Source organism: Changpingibacter yushuensis (assembly GCF_014041995.1).
GTDB classification, from domain to species: Bacteria; Actinomycetota; Actinomycetes; order Actinomycetales; family Actinomycetaceae; genus Changpingibacter; species Changpingibacter yushuensis.
Map to the genome: position 1 here is coordinate 378900 of NZ_CP059492.1, position 19518 is coordinate 398417.

14 protein-coding genes are annotated in these 19518 nt (G+C 58.6%); 7 read left to right on the forward strand and 7 right to left on the reverse strand.

Going from position 1 to position 19518, the window contains the following annotated elements; genetic code table 11:
* Positions 1–109: 109 nt before the first annotated feature.
* Positions 110–1810, reverse strand: a complete 1701-nt coding sequence (locus H2O17_RS01580; protein ID WP_182050035.1) for a glycoside hydrolase family 13 protein — start codon at positions 1808–1810, stop codon at positions 110–112.
* Positions 1811–1966: 156 nt separating this feature from the next.
* Between H2O17_RS01580 and H2O17_RS01585 the strand changes: the two genes are divergently transcribed.
* Both H2O17_RS01585 and H2O17_RS01590 read left to right on the forward strand, forming a co-directional pair.
* Positions 1967–3313 carry an ROK family protein gene (locus H2O17_RS01585; RefSeq protein WP_182050036.1) on the forward strand — a complete coding sequence of 449 codons (1347 nt, stop codon included), beginning with the start codon at positions 1967–1969 and terminating at the stop codon, positions 3311–3313.
* A gap of 42 nt (positions 3314–3355) precedes the next feature.
* Entirely contained in the window at positions 3356–5200 is a 1845-nt protein-coding gene (locus H2O17_RS01590) for a carboxylesterase/lipase family protein (RefSeq protein ID WP_246311284.1), read from the forward strand.
* Between the two features lie 17 nt (positions 5201–5217).
* Here the strand turns inward: H2O17_RS01590 and H2O17_RS01595 are convergent, their stop codons facing one another.
* Entirely contained in the window at positions 5218–6198 is a 981-nt protein-coding gene (locus H2O17_RS01595; protein ID WP_182050038.1) for a tRNA uridine(34) hydroxylase, read from the reverse strand.
* A gap of 207 nt (positions 6199–6405) precedes the next feature.
* Here H2O17_RS01595 and H2O17_RS01600 point away from each other — a divergent pair, with 207 nt between their 5' ends.
* Positions 6406–6726 carry a DMT family transporter gene (locus tag H2O17_RS01600; RefSeq protein ID WP_246311285.1) on the forward strand — a complete coding sequence of 107 codons (321 nt, stop codon included), beginning with the start codon at positions 6406–6408 and terminating at the stop codon, positions 6724–6726.
* 150 nt (positions 6727–6876) lie between these two features.
* On the opposite strand, the gene H2O17_RS01605 is transcribed toward H2O17_RS01600, so the two are convergent.
* A complete protein-coding gene (locus tag H2O17_RS01605) occupies positions 6877–7320 on the reverse strand; it encodes a DUF4342 domain-containing protein (RefSeq protein WP_182050892.1) in 444 nt (147 codons plus the stop codon).
* A 174-nt stretch (positions 7321–7494) separates the two neighbouring features.
* On the opposite strand from H2O17_RS01605, the gene H2O17_RS01610 reads away from it, so the two are divergent.
* Positions 7495–11136, forward strand: coding sequence for a DEAD/DEAH box helicase (locus tag H2O17_RS01610; RefSeq protein WP_220456798.1), 3642 nt, complete (start codon positions 7495–7497; stop codon positions 11134–11136).
* Between the two features lie 209 nt (positions 11137–11345).
* Positions 11346–12557, forward strand: coding sequence for a cobalamin-independent methionine synthase II family protein (locus H2O17_RS01615; protein ID WP_182050039.1), 1212 nt, complete (start codon positions 11346–11348; stop codon positions 12555–12557).
* 69 nt (positions 12558–12626) lie between these two features.
* On the opposite strand, the gene H2O17_RS01620 is transcribed toward H2O17_RS01615, so the two are convergent.
* Complete coding sequence (locus H2O17_RS01620) at positions 12627–12827, reverse strand: hypothetical protein (RefSeq protein WP_182050040.1); 201 nt, start codon at positions 12825–12827, stop codon at positions 12627–12629.
* 84 nt (positions 12828–12911) lie between these two features.
* Between H2O17_RS01620 and H2O17_RS01625 the strand changes: the two genes are divergently transcribed.
* Together H2O17_RS01625 and H2O17_RS01630 are read left to right on the forward strand one after the other, a co-directional pair.
* On the forward strand, positions 12912–13712 hold the full coding sequence (locus H2O17_RS01625; RefSeq protein WP_182050041.1) for an NUDIX hydrolase: 801 nt from the start codon (positions 12912–12914) through the stop codon (positions 13710–13712).
* Positions 13713–13716: 4 nt separating this feature from the next.
* Positions 13717–14436: an MBL fold metallo-hydrolase gene (locus H2O17_RS01630; RefSeq protein ID WP_182050042.1), complete on the forward strand. Its 720-nt coding sequence runs from the start codon at positions 13717–13719 to the stop codon at positions 14434–14436.
* A 161-nt stretch (positions 14437–14597) separates the two neighbouring features.
* On the opposite strand, the gene H2O17_RS01635 is transcribed toward H2O17_RS01630, so the two are convergent.
* The 3 genes from H2O17_RS01635 to H2O17_RS01645 form a co-directional block, all read right to left on the reverse strand.
* Complete coding sequence (locus H2O17_RS01635; RefSeq protein WP_182050043.1) at positions 14598–16292, reverse strand: S1C family serine protease; 1695 nt, start codon at positions 16290–16292, stop codon at positions 14598–14600.
* 319 nt (positions 16293–16611) lie between these two features.
* Entirely contained in the window at positions 16612–16953 is a 342-nt protein-coding gene (locus H2O17_RS01640; protein ID WP_182050044.1) for a DsrE family protein, read from the reverse strand.
* A gap of 494 nt (positions 16954–17447) precedes the next feature.
* Positions 17448–19487, reverse strand: coding sequence for a dolichyl-phosphate-mannose--protein mannosyltransferase (locus H2O17_RS01645; protein ID WP_246311287.1), 2040 nt, complete (start codon positions 19485–19487; stop codon positions 17448–17450).
* Between the last annotated feature and the right edge of the window lie 31 nt (positions 19488–19518).

Here is a 19518-nt window from a genome sequence, read left to right on the forward strand (position 1 = left end):
GCGGGCCTAACGGATAATCAGTGCCCTCTGGCGGAATCTTATCGCGGCTTGGCGCCGGAATGCCCGGCGGGGACATTGGCCAGAACGGATGTCAGCCGATGGGCTCAGTTCACGCTTCCAGCCAAACTGTGGTGTGGCCAGGCAGGACGCCGCGCTCCAAGGAGTCGCCACACTGGTTCGAGGCCACAAGCACATCTCCGCTAGGTAACTTTACAGGCGCTGCGTTGAAATTGGTCACCACGTGCCAGCCGCCCGGCCGTGCGAAATGAAGCACGCCCGCCTCCGAATCGATCCATTCGAGCTGTTCATCACTCACCAGTTGGTGGCGCAACGCGAGCGCTCGGCGATACAGAGAGAGGGTGGACTCTTGATCCTCCCGCTCTGCCTCAACGGATCGTTGCGCATACCAGCTGGGCTGCGGAAGGTGTGAGGCGGCGTCGTCGGCAGAAAAGCCAAACGTGTTACCCGTGGCGCTCCATGGCAGTGGCACGCGGCAACCATCACGGCCTACCTCGCGCCCTTCCGAACGGAAGTAGGCGGGGTCTTGACGGGTGGTAGCAGGAAGGTCGCCCACCTCCTGCAGGCCGAGTTCCTCGCCTTGGTAGAGGTACACGGATCCGGGTAGACCCATGATGAACAATGTGGCGGCTTGGGCACGGCGCAATCCTCCGGCGGCGTCAATGGTCGCTAGATCGCCACCCGCCATCAGCCAATCGTTCCCTGTGGTGTGGGATCGGGTCGGATTCTCCGATTCTGGAATCCCGTACCGGGTGGCGTGGCGAACCACGTCATGGTTGGACAACACCCACGTGGATGAAGAACCAAACCGTTCGGCGTCCTCTAGGTTGCTTGTCACTACCTTCTTGAACTCGGAAGCGTCGAAGCGAGCCAACAAGAGATCGAAGTTGAACGCTTGCCCCAGTTCATCGGTTGAGGCGTAGGGTGCCCGGCGATGATCTGGAACCCAGGCTTCTGCTACGGCAAATCGGGGCGGTTCGTACTGGTTGAAGAGTGCTCGCCATTCCTTGTAGATCTCATGCACCTCGTCGCGATCGGTGGTGGGGTGCTTTCCGTCTTCGAAGAACTCACCCGGCTCGCCGGGGTCCTTGATGACGTCATAGGCTGGATCGAGATTCTTGGCGAGGCCGTGTGCCACGTCGATTCGGAAACCATCTACTCCTCGATCAGCCCAGAATCGTAACGTTTCGAGGAACTCTGCGTGCACATCGGGGTGTTTCCAGTTCCAATCTGGCTGCTCCTTGGCAAACGTATGGAAGTACCACTGGCCAGGCGTTCCGTCAGGCTCCGTGATGCGCTCCCATACGATGCCACCAAACATAGCTGGCCACGTGCTGGGTGGAAGCTCTCCATCTTTACCGCGTCCATCGCGGAAAATATAGCGCTCGCGTTCTAGGGAGCCCTTTCCCGCTGCAACGGCCTCCTTGAACCACCGGTGCTGGTCAGAGGAGTGATTGGGCACGATGTCCACCACAAGCTTGATACCTGCATCGTGCAACGCCTGCGTCATGACATCGAAGTCAGCGAGGGTTCCGATGCGTGGATCTACGTTGCGGTAATCATCCACATCGTAGCCACCATCGGCCAAGGCAGAGGGATAAAACGGACTCAGCCACACAGCATCGATCCCGAGTTCCGTGAGATAGGGAACGCGTGATGTGATTCCAACGAGATCACCAATGCCGTCACCGTTTGAATCGGCAAAGGAACGCGGATAAATCTGGTATGTCACGGCATTGCGCCACCAAGTGGCGGAATCGTGGGCGGACTCGCGGGTAGCGGTCTGAGTCATGAGATGGCCTCTCTGCCTTCTGTGGGTGATGCGCGGGCTGTTCGCTGGGCCGGTTGAGGCGGCGGGCGAAATCCGGACGGCGGCGGCTTGTGCTTGTAGGCTTTTGCGCAAGTTGCATTTCGACGTCATCTTTATCCTATATAGGTCCCGGTGTAAATGTCTCCCGGTATGGTTGGCATTGTGCCGGAGACGCAACTTGAACAGTTATCCAGCCGAGGTGACCTTGACCCGGCGGTTCTCAAAGGCATGTCCAGCAAGCAGTTGAACGCTGCATCAATCCTCGCACTTGCGTGGAATACTGATGTGTTCACCGCTTCTGACGCCATCAGCGCCACCAAGCTCACGCGCACCACTGTGATCTCCTTGTGCGAAGAACTCGTGGGAAACGGCTGGCTCATTGAACTGGCAGACGCCAGATCTACCCAGGAGTACTCCAAAGGCAGGCCTGCCCGCCGCTACACGCTCAACGCCCTGGCCGGAGTCGGAGTAGGGCTCGACGCCGGAGATACGTGGATGGTTGCGCGAGTCTCAGATCTGCGTGGCAGAGTGACCGGGCGAGCCGAAAGCCGCGAAGTAGTCGAATCAAGCACAGTCGAAGAACGGCTTGCAGGCGCCCAGAGCGTAGTGGAAGCGGCCCTGCGCGATGCGAGCGTTCCGCCGCACCACGCTTTGCGGCTCACCATCGGTGTGCCGGCTCCCGTCAACAGCTCAGGCGAATCCCCGGAACGCCCCGGCGGATTCTGGCACCTCATGAACCCTGGCATGGGTACGTATTTTGAACAGCTCGGCTACTCTGCTGACGTCGAGAACGATGCCACACTTGCTGCCATTGCGGAAGGACTCGTCGGTTCAGGCAGAGGCCTTTCCTCATTCATAGCCTTCCTCAATAAAGACGGGCTGGGCGCTGGCATTGTTTCCGATGGAAGGCCCGTGAGGGGTTATCACGGTGCCGCAGGCGAGCTGTGGATGCTTGACTATATCGACCCGCTGCGGCACAAAGGCGATGCGGCAGCAGAGCCTGGTCACGCCAGAACACGGGGGATTAACTCCGCGCTCGGCCTTGACAACACAATGCGCATGCAGGCCACACGTGGAGCTGCCTTGGTGGAAGCAACGGGAAGCGTCCTTACCGGAATGGCACGGGAAGCCATTACTGCACAAGTGGTTCTGGGAGCCTGCGCACAGGGAGATGCCTTCGCCTGCGAAATCATTGATGACACCGCCCAACGGCTAGCCCGCAGCTGCGTCACCTTAGCGGGAATGTTGGATGTAGAACGCATCATTTTGTCCGGCACCGGACCCGAACTCGCCCCCTTCGTCGAACGAGTCAACCGCCTGACACCCCAATACTGGCACCCGAATTTTCCCCCGCCACCAATCGTGTTGTCGGAACTTGGCGGCGACGTCGTCGTCGTTGGCGCAATAGCCCAAAGCCTCGAATGGATTCGTACCAACGTCTTTAGGCTTGTATCCACACGCGCACCGGCAATGGTCGCGTTGTAATCTGAATCCATAGACTTCGTGTTGCGCAAGATGGGAGCGAAAATGGAACACCTCACGAAGGAAATTCCCATCGTTGATGCCCCATGTGGCCCAGTCCGTGGATTCCGCATGGGTTCGGTGGCATTCCTCGGAATCCCTTTTGCTGAAGCTCCCATAGGGGAGCGCCGCTTCATGGCGCCCGTGCCGCGCACCCGATGGGAAGACGTGCGCGATGCCACCACGTATGGTCCCACTGCGCAGCGCCGTCCCTTCGGCCCGGTCACTGACATACCGGAACCCTCGATTGCTGGCGAGGACTCGTTGAGCGTCAACGTGTTCACTCCAGCACCCAACCAGCCAGAGGCGAAGCTGCCGGTGTTCGTATGGATCCACGGGGGCGGATACATCGCAGGGTCTCCCGCAAGCCCGTGGTACGACGGCGCAGCGTTCAATCGCGATGACATCGTCACCGTTACCGTTTCATATCGGCTCGGATTTGACGGCTTCGGTTACATAGTGGATTCTGACGCTCCGCTCAACCGTGGCCTTCTTGACCAGATTGCCGCACTGGCGTGGGTGCAGCGCAACATCGCGGCCTTTGGCGGGGATCCGGAACGCGTGACGGTTGGTGGTCAGAGCGCTGGCGGCGGTTCCGTCCTCTCACTCATCGCGAGCCCGCGTGCTCGCGGATTGTTCTCACAGGCGATTTGCCAGTCAGGTGCTGTGGCAAGCCAAAGTTTCGCAGACGCTCGCGGCATCGCATCAGCATTGGCGGCGATTCTGAGAGGTTATGGCGCGCAAGAGTCGGGCGGCGGAAGTAACCCCACCGTAGATGGAACTGAGGGAAGTGAACCCACCGTAGATGGAGCTGAGAACGGCGATCGGGAGGATCTTGCGCTTGGTCTCGATTTTTGGCGCCAATATTCAGAACTTGAGATTCTGGATGCCAGCCAAGAGCTTGGGGCTCCGATGGAGTATCCCAAAGACCCGGCAGACTTCCTTTCGCCATTGGTCGCGAGCCTTCGGGCCACACCCCATCCCGATACGGCCAGGTCAAGTGGTGAGACGGGATCGGACGGCGTAGTGCGCCGTGAAAATGGGTCCGCTGATGAAGGTGTGCGGGGACCTGAGAATGGGCAAGACCTGACGAATGCTTTCAAGGGTCTCCTTCACTTCATGCCTACCGTAGACGGTGATGTACTGCCGCTCGCCATCATCGAAGCAGTTGCAGCTGGCAGCGGATGTGACATTCCAATACTCATCGGATCCACCCGAAATGAGATGACGCCTTTGGCAGCAGCCATGAGCGACTCGTGGAGGTCTTTCCGCCCGGTTGCCACGCTCAAACGTGCCGGGATACCCGGGCCGGCTGCCCGCGCGTACCTTTTCGCGCGGCCAGAGGTGAAGGATGATTGTGCCCTCACAATCGGTCAGATTCTCTCGGACAGTCTGTTCCACCTGCCGTTAGTAGAGCTACTTGCTGTTCGTGACAACGCGCGGCCTGTGGAAGCGAGCGATGTGGATGCCGGAGTGACCGTATCGGGGCACAAGGCAGGCAGCTGGGTGTACCAGTTCGAGTGGCCGCGCCCCACGCATGGGCTGGCTCTACATTGCGTTGATGTTCCGTTTGCGTTCGATTGCCTCGACGATCCATATGTCGCCCAGACGTTCGGCACACCAGAGGCTCCTCAGTCACTTGCGGATGCTTTCCACGCCAGCTGGGTGCGCTTCATCCGGGAAGGGAACCCAGGGTGGGAGGAATGGGAAGTGAACAACAGTGGGCGTATCTTTGGGTGCTTGACCTGCAAGGGCGCTGGCCAAGCCACAGTCAAGGACGGCAAGCCATTCACGCTTGAGCGTGCGCTGGTGAAACTGGTGGGACGGCACGGTTCCACTCGGAAGGGCTAGGTGTAAGCAGGGCTCAGCTACTCGTTGATTAGCTCGCCCGGTAGAGCCGAAATTCGACCGCCATGCTCCGTGCAGCGTTCGCCAGTGAGTGCATGTTCTTCGCATACGACGAACCGGGCGCGGCACGAGGTGTCTGCACAGTTGACCAGCTTGTTTGAGGGGGCTTCGCACACACCGCACGTGCCGACCAGTTTTGCTCCGGGCGCGAAATCAACGCTTTCGCGCCCATCGAACACCACTAATGAACCATCCCAGAGGCCGTCGTTTCCGAAAGCTTCGCCGTAGCGGACGATCCCACCATCAATCTGATAGACCTCCGTGAATCCGCGATTCTTCATCGCCGCTGAGAGAATCTCACAGCGCACGCCACCCGTACAGTATGTGACAACAGGTTTGTGCTTAATGTCGTCATATTCGCCGGAGTCTAGGGCATCAATGAAACCGTGGCTTGTGGAGATCTTCGGAACGATTGCGCCGCGGAAACGGCCTACTGCTGCTTCAAAGGCATTGCGGCCATCGAAGAAGACCACCTCGCTGCCCCTCTCGGCCACCAGATTGTTAACCTCTTGGGGGCTGAGGTGAACACCGCCGCCCAACACCCCATCTGGCCCAACCTTGAGCTCTTCGGGCGCACCAAAAGCAACGAGTTCATCGCGCACCTTTACCGACAAGCGGGGAAAATCGACGATTCTCTTCCATGGTGCGCGGCGGTCGATGTGGTGGAGATACTCGGGGACTTCGGGTTCGAATCCCGTGCCGTTGGACCACTTCATGGTCTTATCTAGACCGTTGAACGGTCCGTATTCACGTGTGCGCTTGACGTACTGCTTGCAGGCGTCCAGTTCGCCACCAACGGTTGCGTTAATGCCATCCTTGGAGATGATAATGCGCCCGCGTAGCCCGAGCGACTCACATAGCTCGTATTGCCACAGCCGCACGGCCTCCGGATCAGGCACGGGAGCAAATAGGTAATACAACAAGATCTTTGGAACGCTCACGGCTCGATTCTATCGGGAAGTACTTTCATGTACTTTGCCAAGCGCATCAGCTGCTCTTACCCAAAGGTTGTGTTGCGGCACATTCTTGCTGGCAGCACTTGCCAACTCTGGCTAGGTGGGAGAGGATGGGGACGCGCCAAGCTTGGCGCCCGGTGGTGGGACGGCCCAGCACCGAACTCAGTGGGGACGGCCTCGAGGGAGAGGCATATGTTGCACTGGTTAGTTTTAGTTGGTTCGGGCTTGTTTGAGGCCGTCTGGGCCACAGCCCTGTCCAAGTCTGAGGGCTTCACTAAGCTCGTTCCAACATTGGTCTTTGCTGTCAGTGTCACGGTATCTATGGGCGGACTTGCCTTTGCCATGCGTGAGATTCCGGTAGGCACCGGGTATGCGATTTGGGTTGCGGTGGGAGCCGTCACAACTGTTGGGTGGGCGATGGCCACGGGAGCCGAACCCATTTCCCTTCTGCGTATTGCCTTCATCGTGGGGATCGTTGGTTGCGTGATCGGGCTGAAGCTCACCACGCACTAGGCGAGGCGTGAATCTCACGACGCACTAGGCGTGGTTCAAATCTCACGACGCACTAAGTGAGGCTCGAAGCCCGCCACATATCAGGCGAAACGGCGGTAGGTGAGCGCTGGCACGTCGCCCGCTCACCCCCACCTAAACTGCGTACATAGCTCAGATCGTGTAGTCAGTGGTGTTGTGTTCGGCGCCAGCAGCTGATTCAGGGGTGGTTGCATCGGGCGAGTCCGGGCCGGTACTGGCATGGGCATGTGGAGCCTCGCTCGCATCCTGTTCATCGACGATTTCGACGTCGACCACGGACTCGGATTCGTCAGAACGTTCCACTTCGAGCGTAACGTTCTTGGCCAGAGCGGCGATGGCGGCGATGGCGGCGAACATAGGCGCGGTCAGAACCACGACTCCACCCACCACGGCGCCGGCGTTGAGCGGAAGCGAGAAGAGCTGCTTGCCATTGGAGCTGCGAATGATAATGCGGCGAACGTTACCTTCACTGATCAACTTCTTGATCGTACTGAGGATTTCGTTGCTGGCCACCTGAAATTGTTCGGTGAAACTTGCCTTATTGGAATCAGAAGAAATGGAGAAGGCCTTTCCTATGGAAGTGGCGTCATTACTTCAAGTATGGTCTGAAATCCGGCCTGCTGAAAGGGGCGTTCGGGGTACCTTTGCCCCGGAACATGCGCAAATCCGCGTATCTCGAATCACTGCCACACGGTTGGTGTGATCGAACGGGTACCCCTCTTCTGCGTAAGCGGCGTAGAATTGCACGTTATGCAAGGTCCGGTTGAACTCGTTGGAATTGTCGGAGCGCCGACCTACAGTCGGGGTCTCAAGTACGCCGAAAACGGCCACTGCCGCATCGAGCGGCGCGAAGATGCCATTCCATCGGCGCAGCCTCCACTTCCGGGCCAACGTGACCGCCGAACCACCAGTTGGGTCAAGGGTATGTGCCTCGGATCAGGCAGCAACGTCTATAACGTGGAAGCCGAATACCGGATGTCCCGCTCAGGCGTTATTACCTCGATGACAGGCTGGTGTTCCTGCCCAGTTGCAATGGACTGCAAGCACTCAGTTGCGCTCGTCATCACGGCACTAGCCGCCGCCGGCATCGCGGACCTGCCTGAACCCTCCGCCAACTGGCATGACACGTTGGGCACCATCTTTGAGCCTCCTCGAGTGGAAACTCCTCTGGCGCTCGCGGTGGAGTTCACTGTGCCGCGCGCTGCTGCAATGAAAGGCTCCGGCACGTCGGCTCGGATCGGAGCCCCGAAGGGACGTACTGACCTAGGTTCGGTGGGCAGCGTGTTGGTGCGCCCACTTCGCAAAGGCCGCCGTACGCCATGGGTTTCCACCGATGTGGGGTGGAACAGGTTCCAGACGCATTCGATTCATGGTGCTGACCCGCTCCAAGTTGACGCGCTCGACCGCCTTCGCCAGCTGTACGTTGCCGCCAACCCGTACGATCACGGCCCAAAATGGTTGCGCCTGAACGTAGTGGACAACCCGGCTATCTGGCCAACGCTGCGCGGAATCGTAAAGTCCGGAGTTCAGTTGGTCGATTCCACGACGTTCGCACCGGTGATTCTCGAGGAAGAACCGGCGCGGGCCGATATAACGATCGACGACGGCGGCACGACGGGTTCAGAGAATGGGGACCTCGTTGTGCGCGCCGAACTCAGCCATCCGGCGTTGTCTGGCGGGGACGATCCGGTTCGGCTTGGCCGCCCTATGCATGGCATCGTGTGGAAGGACGAGCAGCAGATTCACTTCGCACAACTCGACGTACCGGCGACCACCCCATGGCTGCGGTTGAATGCCATGCCGGACGGGGTATACGTTCCCGCTTCCGAACGTGCCACGTTCGAAACCGAGCTTCTGCCCCTCATCTCACGGGTGGGATGGACGTCGCCTCGAAAGACGTTCGCGCCTGCGCCGCCGTCGACCCCCGAACTACATCTGGGTATCGGAATGAATCCGAGTACGCGATCCGGGCGTCCTCCTCGCGCAATCTTGCACTGGTCGTGGGGAGAAGACGAAGCGACCGTCTCTAGCCTTATGGCTCTGGATGATCGAGGACCGCGCGTGGAAGAAGTGGCCTCAAACCTTTCTGCATCTTTCGAGGAAGAGATTCGCCCGATGCTGGAAGCCATCGTGGAGGATCGCCACCGCGCGCACGACCAGCGTCAGCGTGCGCGCGCTTCTGCTCGGCCTCTCACGCCCGATCCACTCAATCCGCGCCGTGATGCGGCTGCGCAGACAAAACTGCTCGAGGATGTGTGCGATGTTCTGGCGCCTCTACCGGCCGCAATAAGCTCGGAAACAACCGGGCCGCGGATGCCTCTTCAAGACTGCACGCTTTCAGGGCTTGACGTGGTGACGCTTGTTGAAGAGATTTGCCCTCGCCTAGAAGGGCTTGGAGTTCGGATCGATCGGTTGGGGGAGATCCCGGACTTTCGATTGGCCGCGGCCCCGACGGTATCTGTTGGCGCGGAAGAACGCGAGAGCTCCGGGCGGGACTGGCTGGACCTGCAGCTGACCATGAAGGTGGGCACACACGAGGTGCCCATGCCAACACTTCTGGAGGCGCTCACTCGCCACGATGAAGCACTGTTCCTTTCCACAGGGGAATACGTGCGCCTTGACACCCCACAGCTTGATCAACTTCGCCAACTGTTGGAGGAAGCACGCGGGCTCAACGATCGTCGTCGTTCGGGAATTCGGATACCGCGGGTGCGCCAGTCGTGGTGGGAGGACCTACTCAGCCTTGACGTGGTCCAAGAATCCACAAACGCGTGGTTTGACGCAATTCGGCAAGCAGTGGCTGAGCCTCCTGCACCGGCCCCTCTACCCAAGGGACTCATCGCGCAATTGAGGCCCTACCAGGTTCAGGGATACGAATGGCTGAGCCACTTGCGCAGGTCGGGTCTGGGAGGCGTGCTTGCTGATGACATGGGCTTGGGTAAGACGGTGCAGACTCTGGCAATGATCCAGGATGAGCGTGAGGAGCTTGCCGCATGGAGCCTTTCGCAACACGCGGAGACCCGGGAGCCAACGGGGAACCAAACCCGTGAGCCAACGGGGAACCAAACCCGGGAGCCAACGGGGAACCAAACCCGGGAGCCAACGGGGAGGCGAACCGGTCCGTGGATTGTGGTGGCGCCAACCTCGGTCGTCTCTAACTGGGCTGCCGAAGCACGCAAGTTCACGCCCGGCCTGCGGGTGGCGATCGTGGAGTCCACTCGCAAGCGACGTGCGCAATCGCTTGAGGAGCTTTCGCATGACCTGGATATCCTCATCACGTCCTATACGCTCTTGCGCCTCGAATCCGAAGAGTATGCAGATCTGCACCCAGTGGGTTTGGTGTTGGACGAAGCCCAACAAGCTAAGAATCCCACTTCCAAGACGTTCACCAGCATCATGCGAATTGGGGCTCCCACGGTCTTTGCCATCACTGGCACGCCGATGGAGAACAACCTTGGTGAACTGTGGGCGGTCTTCGCTCTCACGGCGCCCGGCTTGCTTGGATCGGCAAAGCAGTTCGCGCAAGGAACACGGCGTCCGATCGAACGTGGCGAAGATAAGGAAGGTGCGATCATGGCTCTTCTGCGGCGCCGAATCGCACCCTTCTTGCTGCGCCGCACCAAGGCGGAAGTCGCCGCAGATCTTCCGGAGAAACAAGAACAGATTCTTGAAGTGGAGCTGGCACCAGCGCACCGCCGCGCCTACGATCGCCATCTGCAGCGCGAACGCCAGCGTGTGCTGCACTTGGCTGAGGATATGGACCACAATCGCGTGCAGGTTCTTAGCGCGTTAACTCGCCTTCGCCAGCTCGCCATCGACCCGGCGCTCGTTGATGAGGATTCCGCCGCTCCATCTTCAAAGCTAGACGCGTTGATTGAGCTGCTCGATGAAGTAGTAGAGGAAGGGCACCGGACGCTCGTCTTTAGTCAGTTCACCCGCTACCTCCACATCATTGCGGATCGGTTGGAACACGAGGGTGTCAAGTACTCCTACCTAGACGGTTCAACGACCAACCGCCGCAAGGTCATCAATGACTTCGCTGAAGGTGAGAACCCAGTGTTCCTCATCAGTTTGAAGGCTGGAGGTGTGGGGCTTAACCTCACCATGGCCGATTACGTGGTGTTGACTGATCCGTGGTGGAACCCGGCTGTGGAAGAGCAAGCTGTGGACCGCACCCATCGCATTGGCCAGACGAGGTCCGTTCACGTCTACCGGATGGTTTCTCAAGACACGATTGAGGAGAAGGTCTTGGCGCTGCAAGATTCTAAGCGTCAACTTGTGGCCGATGTTTTGGCTTCAGACACCTCCAACGAATCGATGGGTGGAACGCCCAATCCATCCGTTGGCGGGGGCAAACTCGGCGCTGAGGACCTGCGGATGCTGCTGGCTTGAGGGCTGAACTGATGCCAACGAGGTGACTGAACCGATGCCGGTGAGGCAAGGATTGTGGCGTGAGTCAGGACGCCTCATCAGCCTCACGGAAGTCCATCTAGCGGACCAAACCTGTTCGAAGTGCGGGTTTCTCCTAGCCTATGGTGTGGCTTCGCGCACCCACGCGAGCATAGAAGCGAGCAATCGCTATGGACTCGAAAAGGAGTGACATGAATCGGATTCTGACCACGCATGTGGGATCCTTGCCGCGACCCGCGGAACTACTAAAGGCGAATGCGCGAATGTCCGCCGGCGAGATCTCACAGGAAGAGTTCACCGGGATCCTTGATGGGGCCGTGGCAGACGTGGTCAAGCGTCAAGAAGACATTGGCATCGATATTGTCAACGACGGCGAATTTGGCCACCTGATGACCGAATCGGTGGACTACGGCGCGTGGTGGTTCTACTCCTTCTCCCGTTTCTCCGGACTGGAGCTTTCAACTGACGCCCGCTTCGGATTTGCGCCGCCAGCTTCCGAAGGTGACATTCAGCTTGCCCCCTTCAGCGATCGCCGTGATTGGCTGAAGTTTGCAGATGCTTATGGTGATCCAGATTCCGGAATTCACACCGCGCGCGAATCGAGTGGGCCGGTGGTGTTCCCCACCATCACCGCTCCGCTGAACTACGTTGGCCAGGACGCCGTGAACCGCGACATCGCCTTGACGCTCAAGGCCTTGAATGCAAACGGCCTGAACCCGAACACCGGTTTCATTGCCTCGCTTTCGCCCGGTTCTGCTGCCCGTATTTCCAACGCGTATTACAAGAACGACGTCGAAGTACTCAACGCCTGCGCCGACGCTCTCCATGAGGAGTACAAAGCAATTACCGATGCTGGCTTGACCGTACAGATCGATGATCCGTCGATCGCGGAGGCATGGGACCAGATCAACCCGGAGCCGTCAGTTTTCGACTACCAGCGGTTTGTTCAGTTGCGGATCGACGCCCTTAACCGCGCTCTTGAAGGCATTCCAGAGGATCTCGTGCGATTCCACGTGTGCTGGGGATCTTGGCACGGCCCACACACCACAGATATTCCGTTCAAGGAGATCGTGGATCAGGTGTTGCAAGTCAATGCCAAGGGTTACACATTCGAGGCGGCAAACGTGCGCCACGAACACGAATGGAAGATCTGGAAGGATGTGAAGCTTCCTGAGGGAAAGGTGATCATTCCTGGCGTGGTGTCACATTCGACGAACGTAGTGGAACACCCCGAACTGGTGGCCGAGCGCATTGAGCGCTTCGCCGAACTAGTTGGCCCGGAGAACGTCATTGCGTCCACCGACTGCGGGCTGGGCGGCCGCGTGTACCCCTCGATTGCTTGGGCCAAGCTTGAGTCCTTGGCGCAGGGTGCGCGCATTGCCAGCGATCACCTGTTTGGCTGAGTGAGTTTCACAGCGAGTGGCCAGCTGGGGCATAACCGGCTGGCCACTCGTCTGCGTTGTTGTGATCTCTCACCAACTGAAGATGATGGCTGCAACGCCACGGCCTGAAGATGATGGCTGCAACGCCACTGCTTTTGCTTGTCCAAACGCATTTGTGAGCCCTTGTTTATCTGCTTTGCGGCCGTCATCGATGCCGCCGCAGAACGCGAATACTCGGTTGAGCTGCAGGTGCGGGCGTCGTTCCATTGAGTTCGTGCGGCAGAAAAGCATCGTTGAATTCTGTCCCGTATATTGAAGAAGGTGGACGCGGCGTTAGCCGGCGTCGATGACGGTTTCAGCGAACTAAGTGGGTGCGTGTTGCGCGAATTTGATTTGCCAACGTCTCAACGTGAGGCGGCGCAGGCGTGGTTGGATCAGGCCTATCCGGCTGTTGCGGAGCGCCCTGCTTCCACCGTGATCATGATCCGTCCGGCCATTGGCCCACATCCCTTTGATGTGTACATGGTGCGGCGAGCTTCTACGATGGCTCACCAACCTGGAGTTGTTGCTTTCCCCGGTGGATCTATTCGGCCCGACGACGGCGCCGTCCCGCTTCCGCTCACTACCGAACAGTTGGATGCCTGGGCGGCCGATATGGGTGAGAAGCCTGGGATTGCGCACAGGTTTATTGCAGCGGCCGCGCGTGAGGTGTTTGAAGAGACGGGTGTTCTGCTGACCAAACAGGAATCGCTCATGTATGGCCCGCTCGCGCAGGCACGCGAGGCCATCGAGATGCACAGGTTAAGCTTCCAAGAGTTTATGGAAGGCAATAGCCTTGCGATTGATCTGGACCGTATGGGATACCGCGGTACCTGGATAACACCCGACTTTCTGCCACGGCGCTATCGCCTCGCATTCTTTACGGCACTCTTACCTGTGGGGCAGGAACCATTCCTTGCCTCGACGGAAGCTGTGCGTGAGAGATGGGGTGCGCCACAGGAATTCCTTGATCGTGCGGATGCTGGTGAAATCTCAATTGTGGTGCCAACCCGCATCCAGCTTGAGGAACTGGCAGCGGCCGCGAGCATTGACGAAGCGCTCGTAGCCACTCCGCGTCACGTGAAGTACACACCAGCTCCGGCTGCGAGTTCTCCTAGCGGTTTTGTATTGAGGTGACGTGGTGATTGAGACAATTCTGGCTCCCAATCCTTCGCCGATGACACTTGAAGGCACAAACACGTACCTTGTCTCTTCTCCGGCTGGCACCGTAGTAGTTGATCCGGGACCAGCAATCGAAGAACATGTGGATGCAATCGAACAGGCAGCTGGACCAGTTCACCTCATTCTCACCACGCATGGGCATTCAGATCACGATGAAGCGGTACCCGAACTGGCACGCCGCACTGGTGCGCGAGTGTTGCACGCTGCTGACGTGTGTGGTTTGTTCGAAGCAGGGGAGAGCCCTCATGAGTTGGAGATTGCTCCCGGTATGAGAGCACTGCCAACTCCGGGGCACACGGCGGATTCCATCAGCTATCTGGTGGATGGCAATCTCTTGTGTGGCGACTTCGTGCTGGGGCGAGGTTCAAGCCTTGTGACGGACGTTGCTGCCACATTCCGCTCTCTGGATCGTGCTGAACGTCTGGTTGCGGCAGGAATCGCGGTGCGATTCCTGCCGGGTCATGGCCCTCAGATTGATGATCCGCTTGCCACCCTCCGCATGTACCGGAAGCACCGGTTGGAAAGGCTGGAGGAGATCCGGCGTACGGCCGCTCGCGTTGGTCCGCGTGTGGAGGATGTATGTGAGGCGGTCTATCCTGACGCCTCCGGAGTAGTGAAAGTGGCTGCTGAGATGGTTGTCCGGGCACAGATTGAGTACCTCAATCTCCCGTCGCAATGAGATTGGTTCCCACGGGCATCGGGAGCCAGTCGTGTCTGCCAGCCGAATCCGCTCCGCTAGCTATGGCCCACGTGCAAGGGGAGCCGGTGGAGGCATACGCCTCCACCGGCTCCCCGGTCTCACGCTATGAAGGACTCCTTCATGCTCACTGTGTGAAGAACTTAGTTCACGCTTGATTCTCCAAGAGTGACGTTGACAGTTGAGGAAGTTCCGTCCGTCCCCGTGACGGTCAAGGCCACGGAGTCACCAACGGAGTACGAAAGCACTGCATCCGATAGTGCTGACGCGGAGGAGACCGCGGTGCCATCGATTGCGGTGATCACGTCACCGGCTACAAGTCCGGCCGCCTCTGCGCCTGAGCCCGTGAGTACTTGCACGATTGTGACGCCGGTCTGGCCATCAGAAATCATGACGCCAAGCGCCGGATCGCGGCCGATAACGATAGTGTCGGAGGATTCTCCGGCTAGGACCTTCTGAGCTATGTCTAGTGCCGTTGCGATTGGGATGGCATATCCCGATATGTCTGCAGACGTGTTACCGGTAGAGGCTGCGGTGGTGATGCCAATGACTTCGCCGTCAGAGTTCATAAGAGGGCCGCCGGAGTATCCGGCCACAACGTCGGCGTCGGTCTCAATGAGCCCGGTCAGAGTCTCGCCACCGGATGCTGAGGAGGAATCCTGCGCGGTAATGGTTTGGTCGAGCCCTGTCACAGTACCGTCAAGCTGGGTCAAGTAGCCTTGACCGGAGCCGTTGCCGAGTGCCGATACTTGTTGGCCAGCTTTCACGGTATCCGTGTTGGTGGTGACAGTATCGAAATCCGAACCACCGGTAATCTGGAGCACCGCGACGTCATTTGTAGCATCGTGGCCCAAGACTGTTGCCGAGTACTGCTTACCGGAGTCGGCAATGGTCAAGGTGACCGTCTCCGAATCCGAGACCACATGGTAATTCGTGATCACGATGCCAGAGGAATCAATGATCATTCCAGTGCCAGCTCCAGTACCATCGGTCAACGTGGTGTTAATGAGGACCACGCCGGGAGCCGAATCTACTACTGTGCCGGAGTCCGCTGTTGAAGAAGCACCCGGATCCGACTGCTGGGGATTCGTCGAGTTCCCGGGCAGTTGCGGCAGGGTTTGCGTTCCCTGATCCTGCGACTGCGAGGAAGGTGTTGCAGAAGCTTCCGCATGATCGTCCACTGCGATGGAGATCCCTGCGCCGATCATTCCGCCAAGTACTAAGGCAATGCCAGCAGTCATGGCCAGGATTGCCGAAGACCACGTGCGCTTGGGCTTGCGCGGTTTCTGTGGGCCAGGGCCAAAGGCACCCGGGTAGTTGCCGGAGTAAGGCGGCTGACCGTAGCCTCCGTAGGCGCTGTTGGGATCGTATCCTTGCTGGGCGTAACCGGATTGGGCATAGCCTTGGTAGCCGTATCCGTTGCCGTACTGGCCCTCAGTTGAACCGTAGCTCTGAGTGGCGTTCTGGGCGTTTTGGGTATCAGGCTGAGTGTAGCCAGCGGTGGTGTAGCCGGACTGTTGAGTATATGGGTTTGCACCGTACGGCACGCCTTGGGGAGCCTGGTAAGGCCGGTCTGGACGAGAGGTGTATCCGTAGCGTCCTGATTCCGGGTAAGGGGAGCCTGCGAATCGGTACGTGGATGTGTCAGGTGCGCCGGTGTTCTGCGTGCTAGTGGAGGTGGCACCAGAAGTGGCATCAACCTGCGCATCGGCTTCTGCCTGCCCGGTAGCCGGAGCGGAATCTGTGCCCGTGCCAACCTGATTGCTCTGACCCGGAAGGGACTCAGTTGGGCGGCGAGTCGGGTCGTCCGACTCTGGCTGGCGGATGTCGTCATTCATCGATGTCTCCTTGATCTGCCATTGCTGGCGCTCTCGATCTCTGACAATGATGTAACTCTCTCACTCAGAATGCATTCCGGGAGTTTCCTGAGATTCTGCTGTGGGGCATAGCCACAGTTCCTTTGCGCAATGAGATAGTGCTTGAGGTGGCACGTTATTGACGCCGTTGTCTCTAACGTGCCCCGCATCACACTGTAGTCATCGGTGGTGAGAGTTCCAAAGCCAACGCCGCGGACAGCGCCACGAATGTCTGTTTTGGGTGCAAACGACGCGAACGGCCGGCTCGTTATGAAGCCGGCCGTCTTGGGGTGTGATGAAATCACGGCTTGATGTAGGCGTAGCCCTCGCCTTGGCGTTCCACAATGTAGGAGACGCCTTGAGGTACAACAGTGATGATGTCAGGGAGCAGATCTTCGGGGATCTGACGGTTGCGAAGCGAGTTCCCGCAGATGATGAATTTAACTCCCTTATCTGCCAAGGACCTCATACGGGATCCGTATTCGGGGTGGACATCGAATCCGTTGAAGGACCGGACTGCTGGTCCGTTGATGACTACTTCAGTTGACGAGTCTTCTCCGTGGATTTCAACGAAGTACTCGAGGTTTGACAGGAGCTGCTCCCAGCGGGATTCTTCGTCAATGTGGACGATCACGTTTGTCATATGTCCCTCCATCTGTCTAGGTGTTTTTCAGGCGCATGATGTTCTGAGACTACTCTGCTGCGGGGACTTAGGTCCCCGGTTACCACAAGCAGTTTTACTCTGTGGGCGTACTGCACTGAGCTGTGCGCAGTGGCGCTTCCATCTTCGTGAGCCGTGATCGATTCCTTGACCGATCGATCACGGGATCAACTCATGGGTTCGGAAGGCATTCCTCCGGCGAGAGTCTGAATTACGACGGCCCAGACTGTGCATTTCTTAGCTGTTGGATGCATCATCACCACCACGTTCCCTGACCCATATGAACGGTCATCAAGTTCGCTTTCAAGCTCTTGTGTGCGAGCAGGTTGCTCCATGGGACAACTACACGGGCCGGCTGGCCTGAGTTGATTGTTCCAATGGGGAACCACTTGTGAGACTCGTTGGCTTGATTCTACGGTCGATCAAATGACGTTCGTGGGAAAACGCTCCACCCGTTGCAGGGTGTCTGCAGCCCTTTAGATCCAGCTCTGCATCCACATGTGAATGTGCCAGAAGTTGTAGGAGACCGTTGTGCCCCACCAGATGGGCATCCAGAAGCACGCTGCAGCGACCACCAATCCCATAATGGCGACGACGGCGAATCGTCCCGGCTTGTTTGGTTCCGTTGGCTGCCACCAGTCGGGTGACTCTGCCCGAATGGTTGGCGCGTTTGCTTCCGAAGCGGCCCACTTGGCAACTGGATCTTCTGGATCAAGCGGCTCGGTGAGGGAGGATGCAAAGCTCGCCAGCGTCATGCTGGCCGCTGTTTCTGCGGGAGTGCTCGTCTCGTCTGCTGCAGTATCTTCGTCTGCCGCAGCACCTTCGTCTGCCGCAGCACCTTCGTCTGCCGCAGGTTCTTCATCTTCCGCGTCTTCGGCCTGTGGTGCGGCGTGCTGCTCTTCCTCCTCTGCTTCGACCACATGGGCAAACGCCCGCGGCTTGGCATGTGCCGGGCTAAGGAATCCGAGGAAGTACGCCAAACCGTATGCCAAGGCCAACACCACATACGGAAGGAATGCTACGGCGTAGAACTGGAAGATCGTGCGATTGGTGTAGGTGAGCCACGGGAGCCACATCGCGGCATAGCCAGCCAAAATGGCCCACGCCCGCCAATCGAGATCGCGGAACGCCGCCCAAAGAACCACAACCACGGCTATGACAGCCAGCCACCATACAATCGGGTTTCCAACCGAGGTAATCGCTTGGACGCATTCGCTGCCGGAAGGGCACTGAGACGCCATGGCGTCGGTGCCGTTCCAGAAGAAGGAAACTGGGCGGAGCTGGAAGATCCACTTCCACGCCTCAGACTGGTAGTCATGAGGGGTTGCCAACCCATGGTGAAAATCCCACATGGACTTGTGGTACTGAACGAAGTCGTTGACGATGTTGGGTGCCCAAGGGAGGGGTACTACACCGCCGGAGCTGAGAGTTCCTGCGGCCCATCCGCGATTGTATGAGTTTGGGTTCAGGAACCAGGATGTCCACGCCCCCAAATAGGCAACAATTGAAATGGGGAGGAGCTGGAATAACGCAGAAATGCCATCCCTGAGAGTTCCCACTGCGAACCAGCGCTTAACACCTACTGCACGCCGTGCCGATGCACTCCACACGTACACGAGGATCCCGATGACGGCAATCGCATAGATGCCAGACCACTTGATGCCGCAGGCAAGCCCGAGGATCAGACCTGTGAGAACGAGCCATGGGCGCACGCCAATGCGTGGTCCCCACGGGTTCAGCGGAGTGCCGTCTGGGTTGAGTTCGCCGTGGGCCACACGTTCTGCAAGTCGAGCTCTGAACTGTTCACGATCTAACAGCATTGTGTAGAAGGCCAGAAGCACGAAGAAGGCGATGATGTTGTCCAGAATGCCGGTGCGCGACATGACGATCCCCATGCCGTCTAGTGCCATGGCTCCTGCGGCGATGGCGGTGATCCATGGGGAACGGAACATACGCATGGCAATACGTGCCACGAGGAACACTGCGGCAACCCCGAGGATAGCCGTGGTGAATCGCCAGCCCACACCATTGTCACTGCCAAAGAGTGCTTGGCCGATCGCCATTAGCCACTTGCCCAAGGGAGGGTGGACCACGTAATCGGCTGTGGTGGTTGATAGCGAAGAGTAATCGCCGGTGAGGAAGCGTGTATTGGCGTCTTCGCCAATCCAATCACCCTCGAAACCTTGGGTGAGGAGCGAGAATGCGCCCTTTACGTAATAGGTCTCGTCAAAAACGATGGAATGCGGATGATTGAGGTTCCAGAACCGGGTTACGAACGCGATGAATGTGGCAACGGCAGTGACCACCCACCCCTGCTTGCGCACCCTTTGCGAGATTCGAGCTCCGGAAGGAAGGAGGCCCAACCTCCCTCGCAACTCGTTGTGCCACAACCCGGCCTTCTCAGGTGTGAGTGGCAATGTGACGGGCCGGTCGATGCGAGGAGTATCCGCAGTTGCTGGTTCGGCGAAGTCCGTTGCGGCCTGTGCTGTTTCAGGATCGTGAGAAGTTGAAGTCACAGTCACACATTCTACGGTGATCAAGCTGGAG